Annotated in this window: 30 protein-coding genes; 26 read left to right on the top strand and 4 right to left on the bottom strand. The window is 37.0% G+C overall.

Annotated features, from left to right (window positions below; translation table 11 throughout):
• Positions 1-69: 69 nt before the first annotated feature.
• On the top strand, positions 70-624 hold the full coding sequence (locus JFU56_RS12845) for a hypothetical protein (protein ID WP_198437697.1): 555 nt from the start codon (positions 70-72) through the stop codon (positions 622-624).
• Positions 625-677: 53 nt separating this feature from the next.
• Here the strand turns inward: JFU56_RS12845 and JFU56_RS23170 are convergent, their stop codons facing one another.
• From JFU56_RS23170 to JFU56_RS12835, 3 genes are read right to left on the bottom strand one after another with little or no spacing between them, the layout of a single operon-like run.
• Complete coding sequence (locus JFU56_RS23170) at positions 678-809, bottom strand: hypothetical protein (protein WP_256432184.1); 132 nt, start codon at positions 807-809, stop codon at positions 678-680.
• An 11-nt stretch (positions 810-820) separates the two neighbouring features.
• Positions 821-1495, bottom strand: coding sequence for a hypothetical protein (locus JFU56_RS12840; protein ID WP_198437696.1), 675 nt, complete (start codon positions 1493-1495; stop codon positions 821-823).
• A 59-nt stretch (positions 1496-1554) separates the two neighbouring features.
• Positions 1555-4047, bottom strand: coding sequence for a hypothetical protein (locus JFU56_RS12835; RefSeq protein ID WP_198437695.1), 2493 nt, complete (start codon positions 4045-4047; stop codon positions 1555-1557).
• Positions 4048-4442: 395 nt separating this feature from the next.
• On the opposite strand from JFU56_RS12835, the gene JFU56_RS12830 reads away from it, so the two are divergent.
• Both JFU56_RS12830 and JFU56_RS12825 read left to right on the top strand, forming a co-directional pair.
• Entirely contained in the window at positions 4443-4922 is a 480-nt protein-coding gene (locus tag JFU56_RS12830) for a hypothetical protein (RefSeq protein WP_198437694.1), read from the top strand.
• A gap of 87 nt (positions 4923-5009) precedes the next feature.
• Positions 5010-5321, top strand: coding sequence for a hypothetical protein (locus tag JFU56_RS12825; RefSeq protein WP_198437693.1), 312 nt, complete (start codon positions 5010-5012; stop codon positions 5319-5321).
• 33 nt (positions 5322-5354) lie between these two features.
• Here the strand turns inward: JFU56_RS12825 and JFU56_RS12820 are convergent, their stop codons facing one another.
• Positions 5355-5855: a hypothetical protein gene (locus JFU56_RS12820; RefSeq protein ID WP_198437692.1), complete on the bottom strand. Its 501-nt coding sequence runs from the start codon at positions 5853-5855 to the stop codon at positions 5355-5357.
• 505 nt (positions 5856-6360) lie between these two features.
• Here JFU56_RS12820 and JFU56_RS12815 point away from each other — a divergent pair.
• The 23 genes from JFU56_RS12815 to JFU56_RS12705 all read left to right on the top strand — a co-directional run bounded on the left by JFU56_RS12815 (position 6361) and on the right by JFU56_RS12705 (position 16074).
• A complete protein-coding gene (locus tag JFU56_RS12815; protein ID WP_198437691.1) occupies positions 6361-7626 on the top strand; it encodes a hypothetical protein in 1266 nt (421 codons plus the stop codon).
• Between the two features lie 353 nt (positions 7627-7979).
• Positions 7980-8621: a hypothetical protein gene (locus JFU56_RS12810; protein WP_198437690.1), complete on the top strand. Its 642-nt coding sequence runs from the start codon at positions 7980-7982 to the stop codon at positions 8619-8621.
• Positions 8621-9184 carry a helix-turn-helix domain-containing protein gene (locus tag JFU56_RS12805; RefSeq protein WP_198437689.1) on the top strand — a complete coding sequence of 188 codons (564 nt, stop codon included), beginning with the start codon at positions 8621-8623 and terminating at the stop codon, positions 9182-9184. Before JFU56_RS12810 ends, JFU56_RS12805 begins: the two co-directional genes overlap by 1 nt.
• A gap of 16 nt (positions 9185-9200) precedes the next feature.
• Positions 9201-9830 (top strand): hypothetical protein, encoded by a 630-nt coding sequence (locus JFU56_RS12800; RefSeq protein WP_198437688.1) that lies wholly within the window; start codon positions 9201-9203, stop codon positions 9828-9830.
• A gap of 31 nt (positions 9831-9861) precedes the next feature.
• Positions 9862-10044 (top strand): hypothetical protein, encoded by a 183-nt coding sequence (locus JFU56_RS12795; protein ID WP_198437687.1) that lies wholly within the window; start codon positions 9862-9864, stop codon positions 10042-10044.
• A 123-nt stretch (positions 10045-10167) separates the two neighbouring features.
• Positions 10168-10320, top strand: a complete 153-nt coding sequence (locus JFU56_RS12790; RefSeq protein ID WP_198437686.1) for a hypothetical protein — start codon at positions 10168-10170, stop codon at positions 10318-10320.
• A gap of 46 nt (positions 10321-10366) precedes the next feature.
• Positions 10367-10609, top strand: a complete 243-nt coding sequence (locus JFU56_RS12785) for an OST5 family protein (RefSeq protein WP_198437681.1) — start codon at positions 10367-10369, stop codon at positions 10607-10609.
• 84 nt (positions 10610-10693) lie between these two features.
• Positions 10694-11104, top strand: a complete 411-nt coding sequence (locus tag JFU56_RS12780) for a hypothetical protein (protein WP_198437685.1) — start codon at positions 10694-10696, stop codon at positions 11102-11104.
• A 25-nt stretch (positions 11105-11129) separates the two neighbouring features.
• On the top strand, positions 11130-11360 hold the full coding sequence (locus JFU56_RS12775) for a hypothetical protein (protein WP_198437684.1): 231 nt from the start codon (positions 11130-11132) through the stop codon (positions 11358-11360).
• Between the two features lie 53 nt (positions 11361-11413).
• Entirely contained in the window at positions 11414-11638 is a 225-nt protein-coding gene (locus tag JFU56_RS12770; RefSeq protein WP_198437683.1) for a hypothetical protein, read from the top strand.
• Positions 11639-11666: 28 nt separating this feature from the next.
• Positions 11667-11954 carry a hypothetical protein gene (locus JFU56_RS12765; RefSeq protein WP_198437682.1) on the top strand — a complete coding sequence of 96 codons (288 nt, stop codon included), beginning with the start codon at positions 11667-11669 and terminating at the stop codon, positions 11952-11954.
• 45 nt (positions 11955-11999) lie between these two features.
• Positions 12000-12242, top strand: a complete 243-nt coding sequence (locus JFU56_RS12760; RefSeq protein WP_198437681.1) for an OST5 family protein — start codon at positions 12000-12002, stop codon at positions 12240-12242.
• Between the two features lie 43 nt (positions 12243-12285).
• Complete coding sequence (locus JFU56_RS12755; RefSeq protein ID WP_198437680.1) at positions 12286-12621, top strand: hypothetical protein; 336 nt, start codon at positions 12286-12288, stop codon at positions 12619-12621.
• Between the two features lie 28 nt (positions 12622-12649).
• Positions 12650-13081 (top strand): hypothetical protein, encoded by a 432-nt coding sequence (locus JFU56_RS12750; RefSeq protein WP_198437679.1) that lies wholly within the window; start codon positions 12650-12652, stop codon positions 13079-13081.
• Between the two features lie 34 nt (positions 13082-13115).
• Positions 13116-13322 carry a hypothetical protein gene (locus JFU56_RS12745; RefSeq protein WP_198437678.1) on the top strand — a complete coding sequence of 69 codons (207 nt, stop codon included), beginning with the start codon at positions 13116-13118 and terminating at the stop codon, positions 13320-13322.
• A 59-nt stretch (positions 13323-13381) separates the two neighbouring features.
• Complete coding sequence (locus JFU56_RS12740) at positions 13382-13762, top strand: hypothetical protein (RefSeq protein WP_198437677.1); 381 nt, start codon at positions 13382-13384, stop codon at positions 13760-13762.
• Between the two features lie 16 nt (positions 13763-13778).
• Positions 13779-14126, top strand: a complete 348-nt coding sequence (locus JFU56_RS12735; protein ID WP_198437676.1) for a hypothetical protein — start codon at positions 13779-13781, stop codon at positions 14124-14126.
• A 22-nt stretch (positions 14127-14148) separates the two neighbouring features.
• A complete protein-coding gene (locus tag JFU56_RS12730; RefSeq protein WP_198437675.1) occupies positions 14149-14469 on the top strand; it encodes a hypothetical protein in 321 nt (106 codons plus the stop codon).
• A gap of 35 nt (positions 14470-14504) precedes the next feature.
• A complete protein-coding gene (locus tag JFU56_RS12725; RefSeq protein WP_198437674.1) occupies positions 14505-14855 on the top strand; it encodes a hypothetical protein in 351 nt (116 codons plus the stop codon).
• A 23-nt stretch (positions 14856-14878) separates the two neighbouring features.
• Positions 14879-15076, top strand: coding sequence for a hypothetical protein (locus tag JFU56_RS12720; RefSeq protein ID WP_198437673.1), 198 nt, complete (start codon positions 14879-14881; stop codon positions 15074-15076).
• A gap of 53 nt (positions 15077-15129) precedes the next feature.
• The gene (locus JFU56_RS12715) at positions 15130-15516 is read left to right on the top strand and encodes a hypothetical protein (protein WP_198437672.1); all 387 of its coding nucleotides are present in this window, start codon (positions 15130-15132) and stop codon (positions 15514-15516) included.
• A 75-nt stretch (positions 15517-15591) separates the two neighbouring features.
• Positions 15592-15855: a hypothetical protein gene (locus tag JFU56_RS12710; RefSeq protein ID WP_198437671.1), complete on the top strand. Its 264-nt coding sequence runs from the start codon at positions 15592-15594 to the stop codon at positions 15853-15855.
• Between the two features lie 33 nt (positions 15856-15888).
• The gene (locus JFU56_RS12705) at positions 15889-16074 is read left to right on the top strand and encodes a hypothetical protein (RefSeq protein WP_198437670.1); all 186 of its coding nucleotides are present in this window, start codon (positions 15889-15891) and stop codon (positions 16072-16074) included.
• Positions 16075-16081: the final 7 nt, after the last annotated feature.

The following is a 16081-nucleotide window of genomic DNA, read 5'->3' as shown; positions in this document are numbered from 1 at the left end:
CATTATGTGAAGAATGGCTTGCTATGGAGCTGCCATTATCAGAAATCATTACGCATAATCGGAGCCTTTATGCCACAGTGGATTGGATATAAGCAGTTAGTTTACTCAACAAAAGAAAAACAGGATTTTAGCGAGCTTCGACAGAAACAGCGAGAAATAGCTAGGTTTAAATGGTTGGCTGATTGGCAAACTGTTTGGCGTTTGAAGAATGAACGTTTATGGACTGATGGGGCAATCAAGCGCTTTCTAGGAAAGGCAAAAACAGATGGTAAATACAAATTTTATGCCGTGGAAAAAGTAATTGAGGCTGAACAACATCAAGACTTCCAAAAGTGGTTAGCTCCAAGGTTGGAAAAAAAACTAATTACCTGCCCTGATTTCTTAATTCCCGACCTTTGGGGCTTAAAATGGCAAACAGCCTCTAATTTGAAAAACAAGAGACTATGGACAGCAGCAGCAATTACAAAATGGCTAAAGCCTTACGAACAAAACGGACGCACTGTTTACTCAACTCATGACGTCCGTGAAATAGAACTTCGCCTAGATTTTAAAAAATGGTTAGCTCCTAGACTTGATAAGAAGATAGCCAGGTATAGTGCCTCTTTTTCAATCCCACATTTATAATTACTCACTCACAAAGTACCACCAGAACAAAGGCCGTATTGATATCCGGTTTTTTACGCCTGCCACTCCCAGTTTTTCGTGATCTGCGCTAGTGATTTAAAGGAACGGAAACGGTATTTATACTGACATGACAGGTCTAATGTAGGGAAAGAAAGGCCACCAGCAATATAGTAAGTAGTGGCCATACTAAGGTTACTTATTCTGGTTCGTAATTACTATCTGCGAGGTTATCTGCTGCCGCCTTATATTTAAGGGCCTCACTCCTAGAGATATCCATCATTCGCATTAGTGTCTTTAGTGGCTTTTCTTCATGCCACAATTGCTCGTTCAAACAAAGAACTAGGCTTTTAGGCCTTTTGGTACTTTTTAACATTTTCTGAAAAATCGCATCTGCATCACTATCAGATGGCATATTTTGCAGCATATTCTTAACGCTTTCATCCGCTATATTGGGGCTTTTATCAAATAATTTTATGGCTTCTTTGTGTGCCCCCATCATGCAAGCAGTGTCCAATATAACAACGTTGTTCACTCGAACCCCTTGAGCGTCACTTTGCTTGAGATTTACTTCAATGCCAGCTTGTGCGTATTTAATTGCATTTTTATAATCATGACTATTCAGACATACTCGGGCTATGGTGGCAAATAAATAATTTAGAATTGGAACATTTATTAAATTTCCCTCGAAATCCAACAACCTTTTAAGAAGTAGAACGTGATCGTCTTTATTTTTCTCAAGATTTTTGCTTTCAAACATCGCTTTGAATAGTATCGAAGCTTCATCCACAAGAGAATTTGCTTCGTCTGCTTCTTCATGCAATATTTCAAGTTCTATTGAAGGAAGTGATTTACTATTTTCGTCTGTGATCATGTTTAATTCCCTTGATTACTTAAGACTTACTGTAGTGGCTAGTAAACCACTACACTCGGCTACTTACGACTTCCACAAACACCAGTAAGAGTTACGTGACTTGAAACGCCGCTACCTCGGTAGGTTGTAATCTTGAAAACATCACCCTCTTTTTCTGGTAGCAGTTCTTCAGTGATGAAATTTTTTGCTCTTATTGCAATATCAGCATAACGAGTTGTACCGACATACTTACCAACGAAAAGATTTGTGCCCTTTTCTATTTCAGAAGGAATTGAATCGCTGACTGGAAGTGGTGTTATTTGGTATATTTGCTCGATCTCGGTTTCACAATTAAGTCCAATCTTGCTAAATCTAACTTGATTCTTGAGTATATTTAATACGTCCCCATTACACTCGCCCTCCACGCTTAAAATGATAGCGTCATGGCATGGTTCGTTATTCTTGTAGCTAGAAAAATACTCATTTACGAATTCAGTTTCGTTCATAAACATATCGAGCCCATGAGTTTCCTGAGTGATTAAGTCATCATCCTCTCCATTTTCTAAAATTTCACTCAATGCATAGCTAGTGATCTCGTCTTCATAACAGAATAGACCTCCCTCAATCAACTCTCGAACATCTTCTATAAACTTACCCAGGTGGTAATTTTCCAGTCCAAACATAAATTGAAGTAGAAAGAAGTAAGTTAGATTGAAAACCTGCTCACCGCTATGATTGAATCCAACTAGATAAATGGCATCATCACTACTTTCCCTATCTTCTATAATCAAATAGATATTATTGCACTGCTCTATTCTTATCGCCGCCATCAACTCTTCAAAAGAAGATGCGTGGGCTGTAGTCTCAAAGTGGAAAGGAGCATGATCACCAGCGATAATAATCTCTTTCTTCCTTAAGTTGTCGTAGTAGCAGTCCATGGCTTTAATTGACTCATTTTGTGCCCTAAGTTCGTTAAATAAAGGTGTAATGAGAGCTAATTGTGCAAACTCGTTATGATCGAAGTCGTAATTAGTTAATCCATATTCTGTGGTTGATATAGGGCTGTACTCGCAACCATAATCTGACTTTAAGCTTGCCGATGATACGGTGTAGTAAAGTGCATTTTTATTATTAGCAATGCTTATTGAGATGTCCGGATTATCATGGAGTAACTTGGCGAGTGATTTATTATAAATGCTCGATGATGTGCTACAACTTTCATTGTCTGATGAGTGAGTCGGTGACACTAATGCTTCTGAAACAACGCTATAATAGTCTTTCTTACACGGTGATTGGATTGATTTATTTAAATATTCTTGAATTGCACTAAGTTGGTCTTTACTTAAAGCGTACCCTACTGTCGTAATAGGTATCACACTAACATTTACATAGTCTCTGTCGCAGAAATCTTCTTCCAATGTGAACTCATGGCAATTGAAAGGTGCTCGTTCAAGATTGTAAGACTTATCATTGTTCAGTGTTACGAAAAGGTCAAAGTCAAATTCGTTAAATACACTTTTGGGAATAAGGAGTTGTTCATATTTAGTTGGAGTGTTGTTTATTATATTTATATCGTATTCGACATTGTGAAAATTAGAATGAAATAGATTCACACTTGGATGACTAGCTTGAGGCTTTAAAAGTTCACACCAAAATACGACTTCTTCCTCACTTTCATCTGCATCGTCATCTGTAAACAAATCAGCATTATTATCTAAGAATAAGTGTGGGCCTGAGTGCTCGCTTATCGATTCGTATTCTTCAAAATAGAACTCTTGAGGTATAACCGAATTAAAAAATAGATCTCTGAGGTCTGTCGCTTTAGAGCACGTAGACATAGGCAGGTCGCTGCTGATTTTAGCTGCATCGCAAAGTCCCTTTTTAGTTACGCAAATTGAGATTGGATCATGAGCATTTGCTATGGTAGTGATGGGGAAGTAGTAAGTATTAATAAGATGGTTTTCACCACTCTTAGTTGTCGCAGCGCGGTAATCCTTAAGTTCGCTTACAGCGGCATAGCGTGAGTCATATCCACCTGATAATAGAGATTTCACCATCGCTTTACGAAGCGTTTTTATTGCAACCTTGATTGATGCTATAAGCTTGGGATCAATATTACCGGTGTCTATGTAGTCGGTGATCCACTTGTTATGTGTTGCCTCATTCTCAATTAAGTTTAGCTGGGAAAATGTAAACAAAAGATACGGATTGGATTGTGCTGAATTGAATAGGCTGAACTTCAAGTAATCCATAAATGTAGGTTCAGCCCCCTGGGTAGGTGCTGCTCTTGAATGTTTTCCAAGTACAATTGTAAGCGATATGATCTGTTCTTCGGTTAGCGACACATCATGGACCGAGAACATTTGATTTTTAGCTAAATCAATGTAAGAGCTTAGTTCAGTGCTTACCTCACCCTCCCTTTTGATTTTCCCAATAAGATGGTTGTAACTATTCAAGCCCATAGCTGTTGCGTGTCGTTCTTTAGCGCGAGATAACTTTATGCCTAGAATCGCTTTTATTTCACTTAGTAGTGAATTTAGATCGGTAGATCTATTCTGATTTATATATTTCATTTTCGCCTTAGAGTGTTTATTTGCCGCTATATTATTCAAAAACACAAAAAACGAAATTGAGTATTTTTGGGTGTTATCGTCAGTCTTGTGGTGAAATCTCTTGCTGCTGCGGTACAGAACCGAGAAAGTCATTTGCATATCAATACAAATCTTAATTCACCTTTTGATAATAGTAATAATATCAGACATTGACTCGTATAAATGTTTTTATTAGAAAAAGGCCACCAGCTACAAATTATGCAGATGGAGGCCTTTTTTACGTAGATACAAATGGCTATACAAAATACTTAGCATCTTTATTCGTTTTCAGTGAGCTGCTGGCCAGAGATTACGGAAACGGTGAATGTGCCGATAATGGCTATACTCTCTGTTAATGATCAACACAAGGAATTGATATGAGTAGAGATCTGATTTACAGCAAAACGGTTGGGAACAGGACATTTATTGCAGAATTTGGCTACCGAGGGGTAATGATCTCCGAGAAAAAACCTAAAATACTCAGATCCGGTGCTACTGGTCGAGCAGAAATTAGCAATGCAACGCTGAAATATTTAGATGAAAATGCTTGTAGGATGGGGACTTCCCGCAATAGGGTCGGCTACCATCTTTGTCGATATGATGATGAAAATGTCGTCGACCTTTCAAAATTGAATGAAGCTGAGATAGTTGACTTTGCGGCCTGTTTTGGCGTTCCGCTTGTGAAGAAAGATGACTATCATTACCATTCTTTTACGGATGCGTTTGTCGATAGCCCTTGCCATATAGCTCTTAAAGAATGGGTAAATAAGCATCCTAAATTAGCAACTCGCTCAAACTGCACTTCGTTTACAGGTAATGCGCGTACATTGAAGGAAATATCGGAATGGGTAAAATAGCGGGATTGTGTGTGGCTTTCATAATTAACACTTAATTATTTGTGCCATACTTAATTCGTATAAATTAAGTTTATTACAGGAGTTAGAATGCATAATTCAGAGTATCCAGCCTGGTTAAATAACGAGGTCCCATGCATTGCAAATGTACTGGTTCAGTTATCACAAGACTCTATGAAGCAAGATAAAGTAAGGTTATATGTCGATGATTCAAAAAAGTGGTTTACTATCGTTTCATTCGAATCACTCAATTCTTATTATCACGAAGAACAAGAAGAACTCTGTAAGGATGAATGTTCGCATTTATCATTAATAAGAAACTTCGATTCTTACCCTAAAAGCGAACCAAATTGGAGCGTGAACTTAGCTATGCAGTTACTTTGCGACATGGAAATTAATTAGCGGCTGCTCTTGCCGCGCCCTCCCCCTTAACGTTTAATGATATGTTTTCATCATCTTATCAATAACTTTATCGAGTTTACGTTTTTGAGTAGTATTCAATTGTTCAAACACAGTAATATCAAATAAATCAGCAAATGAACCTTGTGCATTCGCCATATCGTTATCTCTTGGCTCTGTTAGCATTCCTGTGCCGTCATCATTACGTGTAATAGGCCAATTGTAATGTGTCTCTTCATTCCCGTCGTGAACGGCAAATAAAACCTCTTCTTGTCGATTTTCTGTCATCGTTGGAATTTGCTCTGCCGATACCCAAACCTCTAATACCAACATGTAACTATCAGCGTGAACTCTTTGAATGTAGCGACGTAATTTTAATAAATTATATGCTTTTTCCTCGTTATTTTGAAACGGGAAACTTAATGCCTGCTTTTGCCCATTTGGTAGTTGCACTATACAAGTCGGCCAAATTGAGTCGCCTTTAGATAAATCTTTTTCAGCAATCTTCTTTTGCATTTCCAAGTCAAAAAAGTCCATACATATTCCTTTGTGATCTCAATAATTATCATAAATATAGCATAGCCACCACGAATACCTGTATCAATTTGCAGAACTGTAAAATCTGCTTTCCGTGATCTGCAGACTAATGATTTAAAAGAACGGAAAAGGCATTTAATCTTACATCGGCACTAAATTTTCACTTAAGGCCGGTACACGGTATCGGTAATACACTCCAGTTACAAAATAAAGGCCACCAGCAAATTGCAAATTTAGATCTCACATCCACCTATTGTCACTTAAATGATACCTTGCTACTTTTAAGATTTTATTTGCGTCATCTGATGGACAGGTTTATGCTTACTTATCGGTTGTCGTTGCCGTTGCCTCTCTCGCGCTTTTTGCGTTCGGCCAAGTACGACTCAGTAATACATGAAAACCTTATTATGCTATCAGCCTTAATTTATTCGGTTGTCAGGCTCTAAGGAGAGAATCAGTTTTTGACACTATATTCCGATAACTTAATTTAAGGAAGATACGCGCCATGCTATCAAAAAAACAGTTCAATGCGGCGACTGCTCGCCTGCAAGACGCACTGACTACGTCAGATTTACTCTCGATGTTGTGCCACCAATTAACCAAAGAAAATAAAAGCAACCAGCACTCGGCTATGATCGAACAACTAGGTGGCCTATCTTCTCAGTTTAAAGATAAAGCGCCTTTAGATAGAAGACGTGCAGAGAACTATTTAGCGAATACCCTGTATGGTAAAAATCATAGTCAAATTGCTCACTTAATGAATGGAAATCACCTTGTCAAGGATGATGAGTTTGGTGCTAGAGCGGAAATGTACGGAAAATTCATTAAGAATTATGGCAGTAGTGCTAGCAATGGCGATGATGAACTTGTTGATCAACACGCAAATGACCTAGCAAAGCGATTACGTGCCATATCCCCTGAAGAGTTTAAAATTAGCTACCAAGGTTACAACTGCGAAGTTGATAAGTTTGATCATTTATATCAATACAATGTCTTAATGTATGTCTCTTTTTTGGATTTAGATATTCAGGTGGAATTTATATTTATTAGAGATGAGCGGGATGATGCACTTGAACCATTAGAGGACAGTTTTACATCTGTCACCATTAACGGTATGACCCTCGAAGAATATGGTAACAAACTTGGTTGCCAGTATTTAGGTGATGAACATGATAACGCCTCTATATGGTCGTTAGAAGTGTTATTTTCAGGCGTGGCTTTTGGCATGGCTGAAAGGGGAAGTCACTATGTAGGTGATTTTTATTGCTCAGATTTCCCAGAAAAACTACTTAAAGAGCATAAGTGGCGGTTAAATCTCGACAGGAAATATATTGCCGATCACTTAATAAAACAAAAACTACTTTATGCTTTAGAAAGCTCTATCACAGGTGAAACAGAAGACAGGTATTCACAAGATATTAAAGAATCCGTAAAAGGGCTTTCAGATCGAACTTATGGAAATAATGCTTATGATGACATCATACTTAAAGTGATAGAAATTTCTACTGAAGAGTTTGAAGAGTACATCATTTTTTATGGCGAAGTGAGTTTCACGATACCAAATACTGGAGTTGTTATTTCTATATTATTTAGTTATGGCAACGAATATGGGAAAAACACTTTGAGACAAGTGGAGATTATGCATAAAAATGAAACACTCATATCGATCTCTAAACCAGATGGCTTATCAAGTAAGGATAGCACTTGGTGGTATGTTCCTTATAACTTAAAGGAAGCCATCCCCTATATTCATGCGTTATTACAAATATAACGCACTAATTCTCTTAAATTGCTACTCGTAACGCTGAAGTGTAGGATTACATTTCAGTGGCTTTCACAGGCGATAAAAGCCAGTATGTTGATACCAACACAAGGGCTTTTTTCTGCTAGCTTACAACAGCCACCAGCAATCTGAATTAAATTTACTGCTGGTGGCTGTACAATCAAACCCCATGACCGCTATTCACTTTAACTTCCCTGGCGTAACTTTACATGTCTTCCCTACCCTGCTTTCCGTGAAAACCATTATTAATAAGTCCTACAGAAGTCACGTTCATTTAATATCAGTAACTTATTTTTTATGCTACTGTTGTTATATTCAGTTTATATTCGAGTATACTTACAATGGCGTTACCGCCTTTAATCGAAAAAAGTCAGCGCGACTGGCTGTTCAAAGTGACTAAAGAGTTGAGCACCCAAGCGGAGCGCGACGTTTGTTTGCTTGCTTTTTTCTTTGGTTCTGCTTGCACAACTATTCAGATAAACCGTATGCATTTAAAAGATATCTTACACAAATCAGGTAGGTTTAACTCTGAGTTCAAAATTAGAGGTTCTGATCATACATTTTATTTTGAGAGTAAACTTTTGCGAGAGTTAACTACTAACTACCTAAAATGGCGGCTAAAAAATAAGATTGGTTTGGGTCCTGACCCAGATAAATACCTTGGTCTTGATCCCGATGAACATTTATTTATTTCTTATCAAAATAAATGTTTCTCGATCACGAAAAAGATAACCACAAAAGGTAACATTTCATATTCCTGTGACGCCCTCAATCGTCATATCAAGCATTTAATGAAACAGGCAGGCATTGAGAACGCTTCAATACTTTCTGGACGTAGAACGTTTGCAGTAACATTGAGACGAAAGGGCTTTGATGTTGCCCACATACACGCACTGCTTGGCAATAAAACACTCGAAACCACATTGAAGCTATTAACAACTGATCCCGTTAGCATGGGCGATATAGCAAAACAGGCATTTTAATGATTGAAGAACATAGTAAAACGAAAACGAGTTATTACCGCAGGCTTTTAGTCGCTTACCTAATTGACGGAGGGGTTAATACACCTTCTTTGCTAGAAAACGTTACTGGCATGCCTAAACGAACATTACAAGCTGTCATCAAGGCTCTAGGAGACTTGGATATAGAGTGTGTTGATAGTGGAGGAACTACCAATAAAAGTTATTCAATTGACTCCTGGGGAGCGATTGAGAAAAACTGGATAGAAAACCATTTGCAGCACATCACTGATGTGCTAAGATTGAGTCATGTAAAAGTTACTGATTTAATCAAAGGACAAAAAATGCTTGGTCAAAAACACACAAACTTACACGTAATCGTTTCGAATGATGGGCTTACACCACTTGCAACGATTAGTCGTGAAAACTTCGTAGAAGCCAGCCTAATTGGAGAAGACATTGTTGTAGTTCTATGTCACCTAGAGACTCCGTATTCTACAACGTACCAAAACTTCACTTATCGTGCCAAATACTTCCCTCAAAATAAGCATTTAAAGAAATGTTTAAATTGGACATGTATTCACTGAACGGATAATAGAAAAGATGACTAAATCATTCAATCAAACATGTCATGGCAGCTACCTGTTTAATCTAGTTATAGAAGATGATGCTGACCCACAATATAGCAACGCCCCCGCCGTAGATCCGAGAGGACCTTATACGCGAGAATCGTTAACAATGTTGGCTATTGAAATATATTCGCTGGGTATCGAATTAGACTATTGGTCCGAATCAGCATCACTATACCTTAGCAATGTCTGTCTTGGTGCGGGTGAAGTCTTCGATCCGAAGTTGCCTTTACAAGGATTCTTCTCAGATTTGGCAAGTAAATATCATGCTCATGGCGGTGGACAAATAGATACATGCTCATCTCGGGTTAGACCAATAGTGATGGATTGCGTGTCACCAGACGTTGAATTTATGGATGTAGCTAAGGCCATTAACTCCAATTATGAAAACTGCGCCCAACCCTACGCTATCCCTTTTGTTGTTTATGAGCAAAGTTATGATGATACGAATAAATCATTTTCTGATTACGAGTTAGAGCAATTTGCTGAAATTGGTAAAGGCTATTTTGGAGAAGCCGCTACCACCTTGATATTGCCAGTTTGTACGTCGGTAGATGTATATCAGAGTAAACGCAATGAAATAAGTAAATTCACCGAAACTTAACGGAAATTCTCACCAAAATGGATATAGTTAAATGAAAACAAAGCAGACTGTTTACGGAGTGTTCGCACTTTTATTTGCAGCGTTGATCGCTGTCGATGCTCTTTTTGGTTCTAGTATGAATGCTTCATTCTTTTTTTTAGGTATGGTTATTTTTTCAGGTTTACACCTTGGTGAAAAGGTTGAAAGTAAGCATAAAGAAAAAGACGCTCAATAAACATCGGAAAATAAAATTATGCTTATTAGATTAAATAGAATTTAAGATATTACAAACAGGCCAATTGGCCCCGTTCTGTTAGATCCCCTTCGCATTGAAGCTGTAGAGGGGTTTAATAACCATATGATGCAAGGCAGTCATATTCGATTAAAAGCGGTTATTAATGGCTTTCTTGGTGATGACGATAGAATTTACAAAATGCAAACAGAGTATTACGTTGCTGAAACAGTGACAGAAATCGAAGCTTTGTTGTCCGCAATTGATCAAAGCAACTAAACATCGGAAAGTATTCACTAAAGGATTAATAAAAAAAGGACGAGTAATGAAAAAGTTTCATATGACTAACTTACCTACATTGGGGTTATCATCTTTAATTATCGGGGTTCTTATGATGGGCTGTATAACCCTTCGAAATGAACAATCTACATCAATTGAAATATCAATTATGAGAGCTGTTGCTGTTTTTGGATCACTTCTATTAATATTTGGAGTTGTAACTATCTGGTCTTGGATTGCAGCGTATATTGAAAGTAGTCGTAATCACCCAAGCAGACATAGCAAGTGAAATAATCACTAACTATCACGGAAAGTTACATTTTAAGAATAGCCACAGTGCTAAATTCAACAACTTAAAGGAATAAAGTTAAATATGAATAAAACACTTATTTTAGGTTTAATTACAGCAAGCGCTTTTTCTGTTAACGCTCAAAATTTCACAGAAGAGCAGTGCCTACAAATGCAGGTTGAGCAACGAATAGAGCCCATTACCGCTGAGTCTCTGAAATCTGCAATGATTATTAATTCTATATCTCCGAATGTTGCAACATGTGTTTATCCAGAATTGGTTGTGACACCAAAGCCTCTTAACGAGATAGAACATATTGATGATTGGGAACAGGGTATTGTTGGTGTTACTTTATCAAGTCGTATTCATTATAAACTCGGCAATTTCGAAGGTGAAAGAGCTGTTCTTGAAACGTCAAAAGGCCACAAGCTAGAAGTGACAGAGTCATCAAATGGTAATCAGTATGTAGTGACCTCATTACGCACACCTCATTAACTCGGAAAATAAAATTATGGCGAAAATGTCTAAAGAAGATAACAAAGTTCAAGAAACGTTAAATAACTGGCGTTCTTCAGGTCAGGAGTTCAATGGTGATCTGCCAAAGCATCCTGAGTTTATATTCCGCATATCTGGTGAGTGGAAAGGCTGGAATGATTTGGTAGGCATAACTGACAGCAATTCTGATCAATATAAGGAAAATGAAATTCAAGATCAGATTGAGGATAAAGCTTGGCTATTATATCTGAATTAAATTTACGGCTATCAGTGTCGGCCACAAACATTAATCTTATCGGAATTTAAAAAATGGCACAAAATATTATAGAAAATATGTCCACAATAAAACATGTATTCGGGTTATTTACTTTAGTTGTGGCCGCTTTAATACTGGCCGGTGTTAAGTTTGATCTTTTTGATGATAAGCGTTGGGAATGGAAAGAATTTGACATTGTAAGTACACCCAAAAAAAATGCACTGATCACATCAATTATTATAGCTTTTATTGGTATTGTTTTAATCATTACAAGTTAAGCGGAATTTATGACAATAAGGGAAAGTCATGAGAAAAATAATTTTTATTCTAGCTTTTTTAACAATGCCTTTAATGGCAAACGAAACTGTCAACAATAGTGCAATATCAGCTAGCAAATCTATTCTTGACGCTTTGCTTGAGATGCAAATTAACGCAAATTGCTTGAAGCAAACGGACGGTGAAATAACACGCATTGCTAATAGCAGTGAATGCCTAAATACACTTAACGATCTAACTGATGCATTTAGCCAAGAAAAAGGTTTTGATACTCAGTTACAGCGTATTGCTGACTTCAAATTACGTTATCACTTTTAACCTCGGAAAGTATTCACTAAAGGATTAATAAAAAAAGGACGAGTAATGAAAAAGTTTCATATGACTAACTTACCTACATTGGGGTTATCATCTTTAATTATCGGGGTTCTTATGATGGGCTGTATAACCCTTCGAAATGAACAATCTACATCAATTGAAATATCAATTATGAGAGCTGTTGCTGTTTTTGGATCACTTCTATTAATATTTGGAGTTGTAACTATCTGGTCTTGGATTGCAGCGTATATTGAAAGTAGTCGTAATCACCCAAGCAGACATAGCAAGTGAAATAATCACTAACTATCACGGAAAGTACACAGAAGTAATTTGTATGGAACAGCAGTTAATAAAAAAAGAGATCGCTAGAAATACAATACTTCTTGAAGGTCAAACTCACTCGGTTTCTTATAACACTATTGATCCCGATTGTCCTGTGCGGGTTGCGGTTGGTAGATCTGTTCCTAAACCTATTTTTATGAATTCAAAGGAAACAAATGGTCTGAATGAGTTTCAGATTTTTAGACTGGCAATTGATAAATTTAATGATAAGGGTTTTTGGCCCACAAAGTCAGAGCATTACGAAAGCATAGGGTTGGGTTGGTTTTTTGATGAATTTGAAGATCACGACTCTAAATCTGATGATGATCTTGGTTTTGATCACGATTAAACGTAAATTTAAATATTAAGGAACAATAATGGCTGTAAATATGAAATTAGAACATGCACTTAACCAGGCAATAGATCGCATGGATAGTTCAACACCTAAAATTGAATTTGATTCTAACGCAGTAAAACAGCACATCGACAGCTTAATTAAGGATATGAGTGCTGATCCTGCTCTTTCAGGCATTGTGGCGCAAATGGCTTTTAGTGTACCGATTTCTGCTGAAAACTATGTACTGTCAATTAATTTCGCTAATACTGAGCAAGATGCCCAGGCTGCGGTTTACGCCCTTTCTAATAACAATGATGCTTCAACTGCTGCAATTCAGTTTGCACTGGAAACTGATTGCGGATTAGATTTTCTTAGATGCTGGAATGAAGGCAACTTCGACGCGTGCCGTGAAGAGTGGCCCGAGGCACCAATGGGAGTTTTTGAGGGCGCAGACCCACTACATGGAAAATAACGGAAATTAGTTTTCACATTGATGGGGATTTAGAATGAAGATAGCATTTTTATTGGCCGCATTAAGCTTTTTAATTTTAGTAGTGCAACCAGTTAACGAAAAGCATTATCGGGATTTAGTAGCTTCGAATGTTAGATTATCAACCCTGTTCAGTGACGAAGATTTATCGGGGTTAAACTTTGGTCAGGCATTGATGATCGAGGTATGTCTTGGAATCAGGTCTTGTGGAACTGATAGTTAACTAATTAACGGAAATTATCACTAACACTACATGTAGTAATTATCGAAAAAGGGGAAATAATGTTTGGTATTGTAATCCTTGTTCTTTTTATGGGAACAATCAAAGTAATTATAACTGCAGGTATTGATGCCACCGTGAATGCCTATATCACAATGTTACAAGATATAAAGTTAGTTGAAATTGTCTTGTGGTTTATGGTTAGTTTTTCACTCAAAACCTTGTCTGAAAATAATACACGGTACAAAACAACCTTTAGAGCTAGTAGTAACACCCAAAGGGAAGTGGTAGGTGATGGAGAGATTAGTGAAACCGAAATATACCATTTTTCGTCTACACCTGATTATGATTCGGCCAAAAGAGCATTCATCATATCTAAAGTATCATTTTTTTCATCATGTATTTGTTTGTTTATTTTTTATATTTTTAACGGCCAACTTTGACGGATTCTAGAGATTTATGAAAAAATTGATTATTTTACTGGCGTTTTTAGCTATGCCAACAATGGCAAATGAAACTGAATCCTCCACAAGTGCAACCCTTCTAAATGCAATTCTCATTAGGATTGGTGACGAACCACGCTCTGCATTATTCAAATCCGAAAATGGGTGTGGTTATTTAGTTGAGGCAACTTCATTAACTCTTTCTGAAATCATTTTAAAACCCATTAAAAAAGTTTGTGATTCAGTAGAAGGTGATCTACCTGAACAGAAAATAATTGTTGCTTCATCTGTTATGGAAAGCTCGATAACAGGAGAGAAAGTAAATCAGTTAAAACCGCCATTTGAATTACATCTAAGCGAATAGCAAAAGATTATCGGAAAATATTATGTTAAGAAATAATAAATTACCAAACCATTTAGAAATTAGTGAGCAGGTTAGCCGTAAGGTGCTCAAAGATGATATCGCTCTTGATGATGTTGCTGGTGCCGCACATTATATGATGACTGAATTGCAAGATCAGATTGAAACATACAACCTTAACTCAGAGCAAGTAGCTGAAGTACTTCGCTTAATGCTAGTGAATGTAACTCCCGATGAACGGCTGTATTCAGCTATTGAAGGGCAAGCACCTGAAAAGTTAAGAAGTGACGAGCAAGGCATTATAATTGACCATCTAACCAAAATATTACGCCAGTCGGCTGAATAATTACGGCCTGATTGTTAACCACGGAAAATTCGAAAATGAATGAAATTATGCAAGCTGCTATCTATGCGATGATTGGGATCATGGTTTGGGATTTAGCTAAAATGGCTTACCGAAAGCTGACTGCAAACAGAAAACAGAAAGCAGACGATTATGCATACAACAAGCATTTAGATGAAATTGCAGCTCAAGGTTATTCTGCTCACTATTATGTACCATCAATAGGTTTAACGAACAATGAACTTAGGAATAGCTTGGATTACTTGGCAAGCAAGGGCTTTATAATTACAGATTCTAACGAGGTATTAGTAGGTAAAGTAGCTAAAGCTCGTATGGATTCAACGGAGCTTGCCGAACAACGTAGAGCTACTTTTAAGATCATTAAATAACATCACGGAATTTAGGACAGTAAATGATAAATAAATTTAAGGCAGGTGTGTGCATTCTCACTCTGATCGCTAATATAATTTTGTTAAAAGAACTGGGGTTTTATAACCTTGAGAATGAAGATGGTTCATTCTCTTTTTTACAGGTTGTTATGTACCTGTTTATTGTCATTGGTATTCTCCTGGTTGCTAGTAAAAATGCTGCGACTGTAAAAGATGCTTAAACTTATCGGAAAATTGTTTCTACTTACATAATTATTATTTAAGGACTGTGAAAATGCACCATGTGATTGAAAATTATGATGATAATAATGATAAGCGTTTTGTTGATGCAATAGAAGTTATTAAGAAACACATTGATGTTGTATACCCTTGTGAAAATGGTAACAAGACTGAAATCTTAAATTCTTTAGATTTAATTCAGTTTAATACGATTGTTTTTTCAAGTCATGCTGAACGTTTGGGGTTTAATGATTTTATGGGATGTTTCGACTCTTGCCCATACACCGAAAATACAGAGGGAACAGAAAGAACAGATTGGTGTAGGGGCTACCTTAAAGCGAGTAGAAACAGCTATATAAATGAACATAAAGATCACTATGATGGTTGCCATTTTGATAAAGCTGAAAGCATCGTTAATTCAGTGCTATTAAATAAATCGTAATATATCGGAAATTAACATATGTATGTGATTACACAAACAAGAAGTTACTTTAAACAAATGCCAGAGGATTTCAAAATGGCCTTCGTTGCCTTATTTATGATTCCTATTGTTTTTTCAATACTTGTAATTTTCTTTTGGATTGCACCAATACCGCTTAGCGCTGAAAGTGTTCCAGGGGCGTTTAATGATAATGGTGATATTGCAGTTGATCTGTTCTTTAAAATTTTCAGCGTAGCGACCTGTATATTTTTTGGATTAATTCGTCGTGGTCAACAGGGTGGATTAGGTATTTGCACTATTGCCATGAGTTACGTGGGCCTAACCCATTTTTTTGTTTAGTAAGTTAGGCAATTAAATCAACGGAAAGTATTTATGAAAGATAATGGCAAATTCTGCGAGCAAATGGCTAAGGCAATTATCGAGCTAGGCACTGAAGAAGCATTGTCCTGCATGGCTAGAATTATTTGCGCAGTTGCTCAACATCAAGGCAAGGAAATTGAATTTCATTGCGACATTGGCACAGTTTCAGTTCAACCAATCGAATTACATAAACATTAGCGGAAAA

It is taken from the genome of Moritella sp. F3 (assembly GCF_015082335.1).
Taxonomy (GTDB): domain Bacteria; phylum Pseudomonadota; class Gammaproteobacteria; order Enterobacterales; family Moritellaceae; genus Moritella.
This window is presented reverse-complemented; position numbering and strand designations above follow the sequence as displayed.

Excerpts from the sequence above, each read along its gene's own strand:
- JFU56_RS12845 (WP_198437697.1), top strand. The coding sequence starts at position 70 with ATGCCACAGTGGATTGGATATAAGCAGTTAGTTTACTCAACAAAAGAA.
- JFU56_RS23170 (WP_256432184.1), bottom strand. The coding sequence starts at position 809 with ATGGCCACTACTTACTATATTGCTGGTGGCCTTTCTTTCCCTACATTA.
- JFU56_RS12840 (WP_198437696.1), bottom strand. The coding sequence starts at position 1,495 with ATGATCACAGACGAAAATAGTAAATCACTTCCTTCAATAGAACTTGAA.
- JFU56_RS12835 (WP_198437695.1), bottom strand. The coding sequence starts at position 4,047 with ATGAAATATATAAATCAGAATAGATCTACCGATCTAAATTCACTACTA.
- JFU56_RS12830 (WP_198437694.1), top strand. The coding sequence starts at position 4,443 with ATGAGTAGAGATCTGATTTACAGCAAAACGGTTGGGAACAGGACATTT.
- JFU56_RS12825 (WP_198437693.1), top strand. The coding sequence starts at position 5,010 with ATGCATAATTCAGAGTATCCAGCCTGGTTAAATAACGAGGTCCCATGC.
- JFU56_RS12820 (WP_198437692.1), bottom strand. The coding sequence starts at position 5,855 with ATGGACTTTTTTGACTTGGAAATGCAAAAGAAGATTGCTGAAAAAGAT.
- JFU56_RS12815 (WP_198437691.1), top strand. The coding sequence starts at position 6,361 with ATGCTATCAAAAAAACAGTTCAATGCGGCGACTGCTCGCCTGCAAGAC.
- JFU56_RS12810 (WP_198437690.1), top strand. The coding sequence starts at position 7,980 with ATGGCGTTACCGCCTTTAATCGAAAAAAGTCAGCGCGACTGGCTGTTC.
- JFU56_RS12805 (WP_198437689.1), top strand. The coding sequence starts at position 8,621 with ATGATTGAAGAACATAGTAAAACGAAAACGAGTTATTACCGCAGGCTT.
- JFU56_RS12800 (WP_198437688.1), top strand. The coding sequence starts at position 9,201 with ATGACTAAATCATTCAATCAAACATGTCATGGCAGCTACCTGTTTAAT.
- JFU56_RS12795 (WP_198437687.1), top strand. The coding sequence starts at position 9,862 with ATGAAAACAAAGCAGACTGTTTACGGAGTGTTCGCACTTTTATTTGCA.
- JFU56_RS12790 (WP_198437686.1), top strand. The coding sequence starts at position 10,168 with ATGATGCAAGGCAGTCATATTCGATTAAAAGCGGTTATTAATGGCTTT.
- JFU56_RS12785 (WP_198437681.1), top strand. The coding sequence starts at position 10,367 with ATGAAAAAGTTTCATATGACTAACTTACCTACATTGGGGTTATCATCT.
- JFU56_RS12780 (WP_198437685.1), top strand. The coding sequence starts at position 10,694 with ATGAATAAAACACTTATTTTAGGTTTAATTACAGCAAGCGCTTTTTCT.
- JFU56_RS12775 (WP_198437684.1), top strand. The coding sequence starts at position 11,130 with ATGTCTAAAGAAGATAACAAAGTTCAAGAAACGTTAAATAACTGGCGT.
- JFU56_RS12770 (WP_198437683.1), top strand. The coding sequence starts at position 11,414 with ATGGCACAAAATATTATAGAAAATATGTCCACAATAAAACATGTATTC.
- JFU56_RS12765 (WP_198437682.1), top strand. The coding sequence starts at position 11,667 with ATGAGAAAAATAATTTTTATTCTAGCTTTTTTAACAATGCCTTTAATG.
- JFU56_RS12760 (WP_198437681.1), top strand. The coding sequence starts at position 12,000 with ATGAAAAAGTTTCATATGACTAACTTACCTACATTGGGGTTATCATCT.
- JFU56_RS12755 (WP_198437680.1), top strand. The coding sequence starts at position 12,286 with ATGGAACAGCAGTTAATAAAAAAAGAGATCGCTAGAAATACAATACTT.
- JFU56_RS12750 (WP_198437679.1), top strand. The coding sequence starts at position 12,650 with ATGGCTGTAAATATGAAATTAGAACATGCACTTAACCAGGCAATAGAT.
- JFU56_RS12745 (WP_198437678.1), top strand. The coding sequence starts at position 13,116 with ATGAAGATAGCATTTTTATTGGCCGCATTAAGCTTTTTAATTTTAGTA.
- JFU56_RS12740 (WP_198437677.1), top strand. The coding sequence starts at position 13,382 with ATGTTTGGTATTGTAATCCTTGTTCTTTTTATGGGAACAATCAAAGTA.
- JFU56_RS12735 (WP_198437676.1), top strand. The coding sequence starts at position 13,779 with ATGAAAAAATTGATTATTTTACTGGCGTTTTTAGCTATGCCAACAATG.
- JFU56_RS12730 (WP_198437675.1), top strand. The coding sequence starts at position 14,149 with ATGTTAAGAAATAATAAATTACCAAACCATTTAGAAATTAGTGAGCAG.
- JFU56_RS12725 (WP_198437674.1), top strand. The coding sequence starts at position 14,505 with ATGAATGAAATTATGCAAGCTGCTATCTATGCGATGATTGGGATCATG.
- JFU56_RS12720 (WP_198437673.1), top strand. The coding sequence starts at position 14,879 with ATGATAAATAAATTTAAGGCAGGTGTGTGCATTCTCACTCTGATCGCT.
- JFU56_RS12715 (WP_198437672.1), top strand. The coding sequence starts at position 15,130 with ATGCACCATGTGATTGAAAATTATGATGATAATAATGATAAGCGTTTT.
- JFU56_RS12710 (WP_198437671.1), top strand. The coding sequence starts at position 15,592 with ATGGCCTTCGTTGCCTTATTTATGATTCCTATTGTTTTTTCAATACTT.
- JFU56_RS12705 (WP_198437670.1), top strand. The coding sequence starts at position 15,889 with ATGAAAGATAATGGCAAATTCTGCGAGCAAATGGCTAAGGCAATTATC.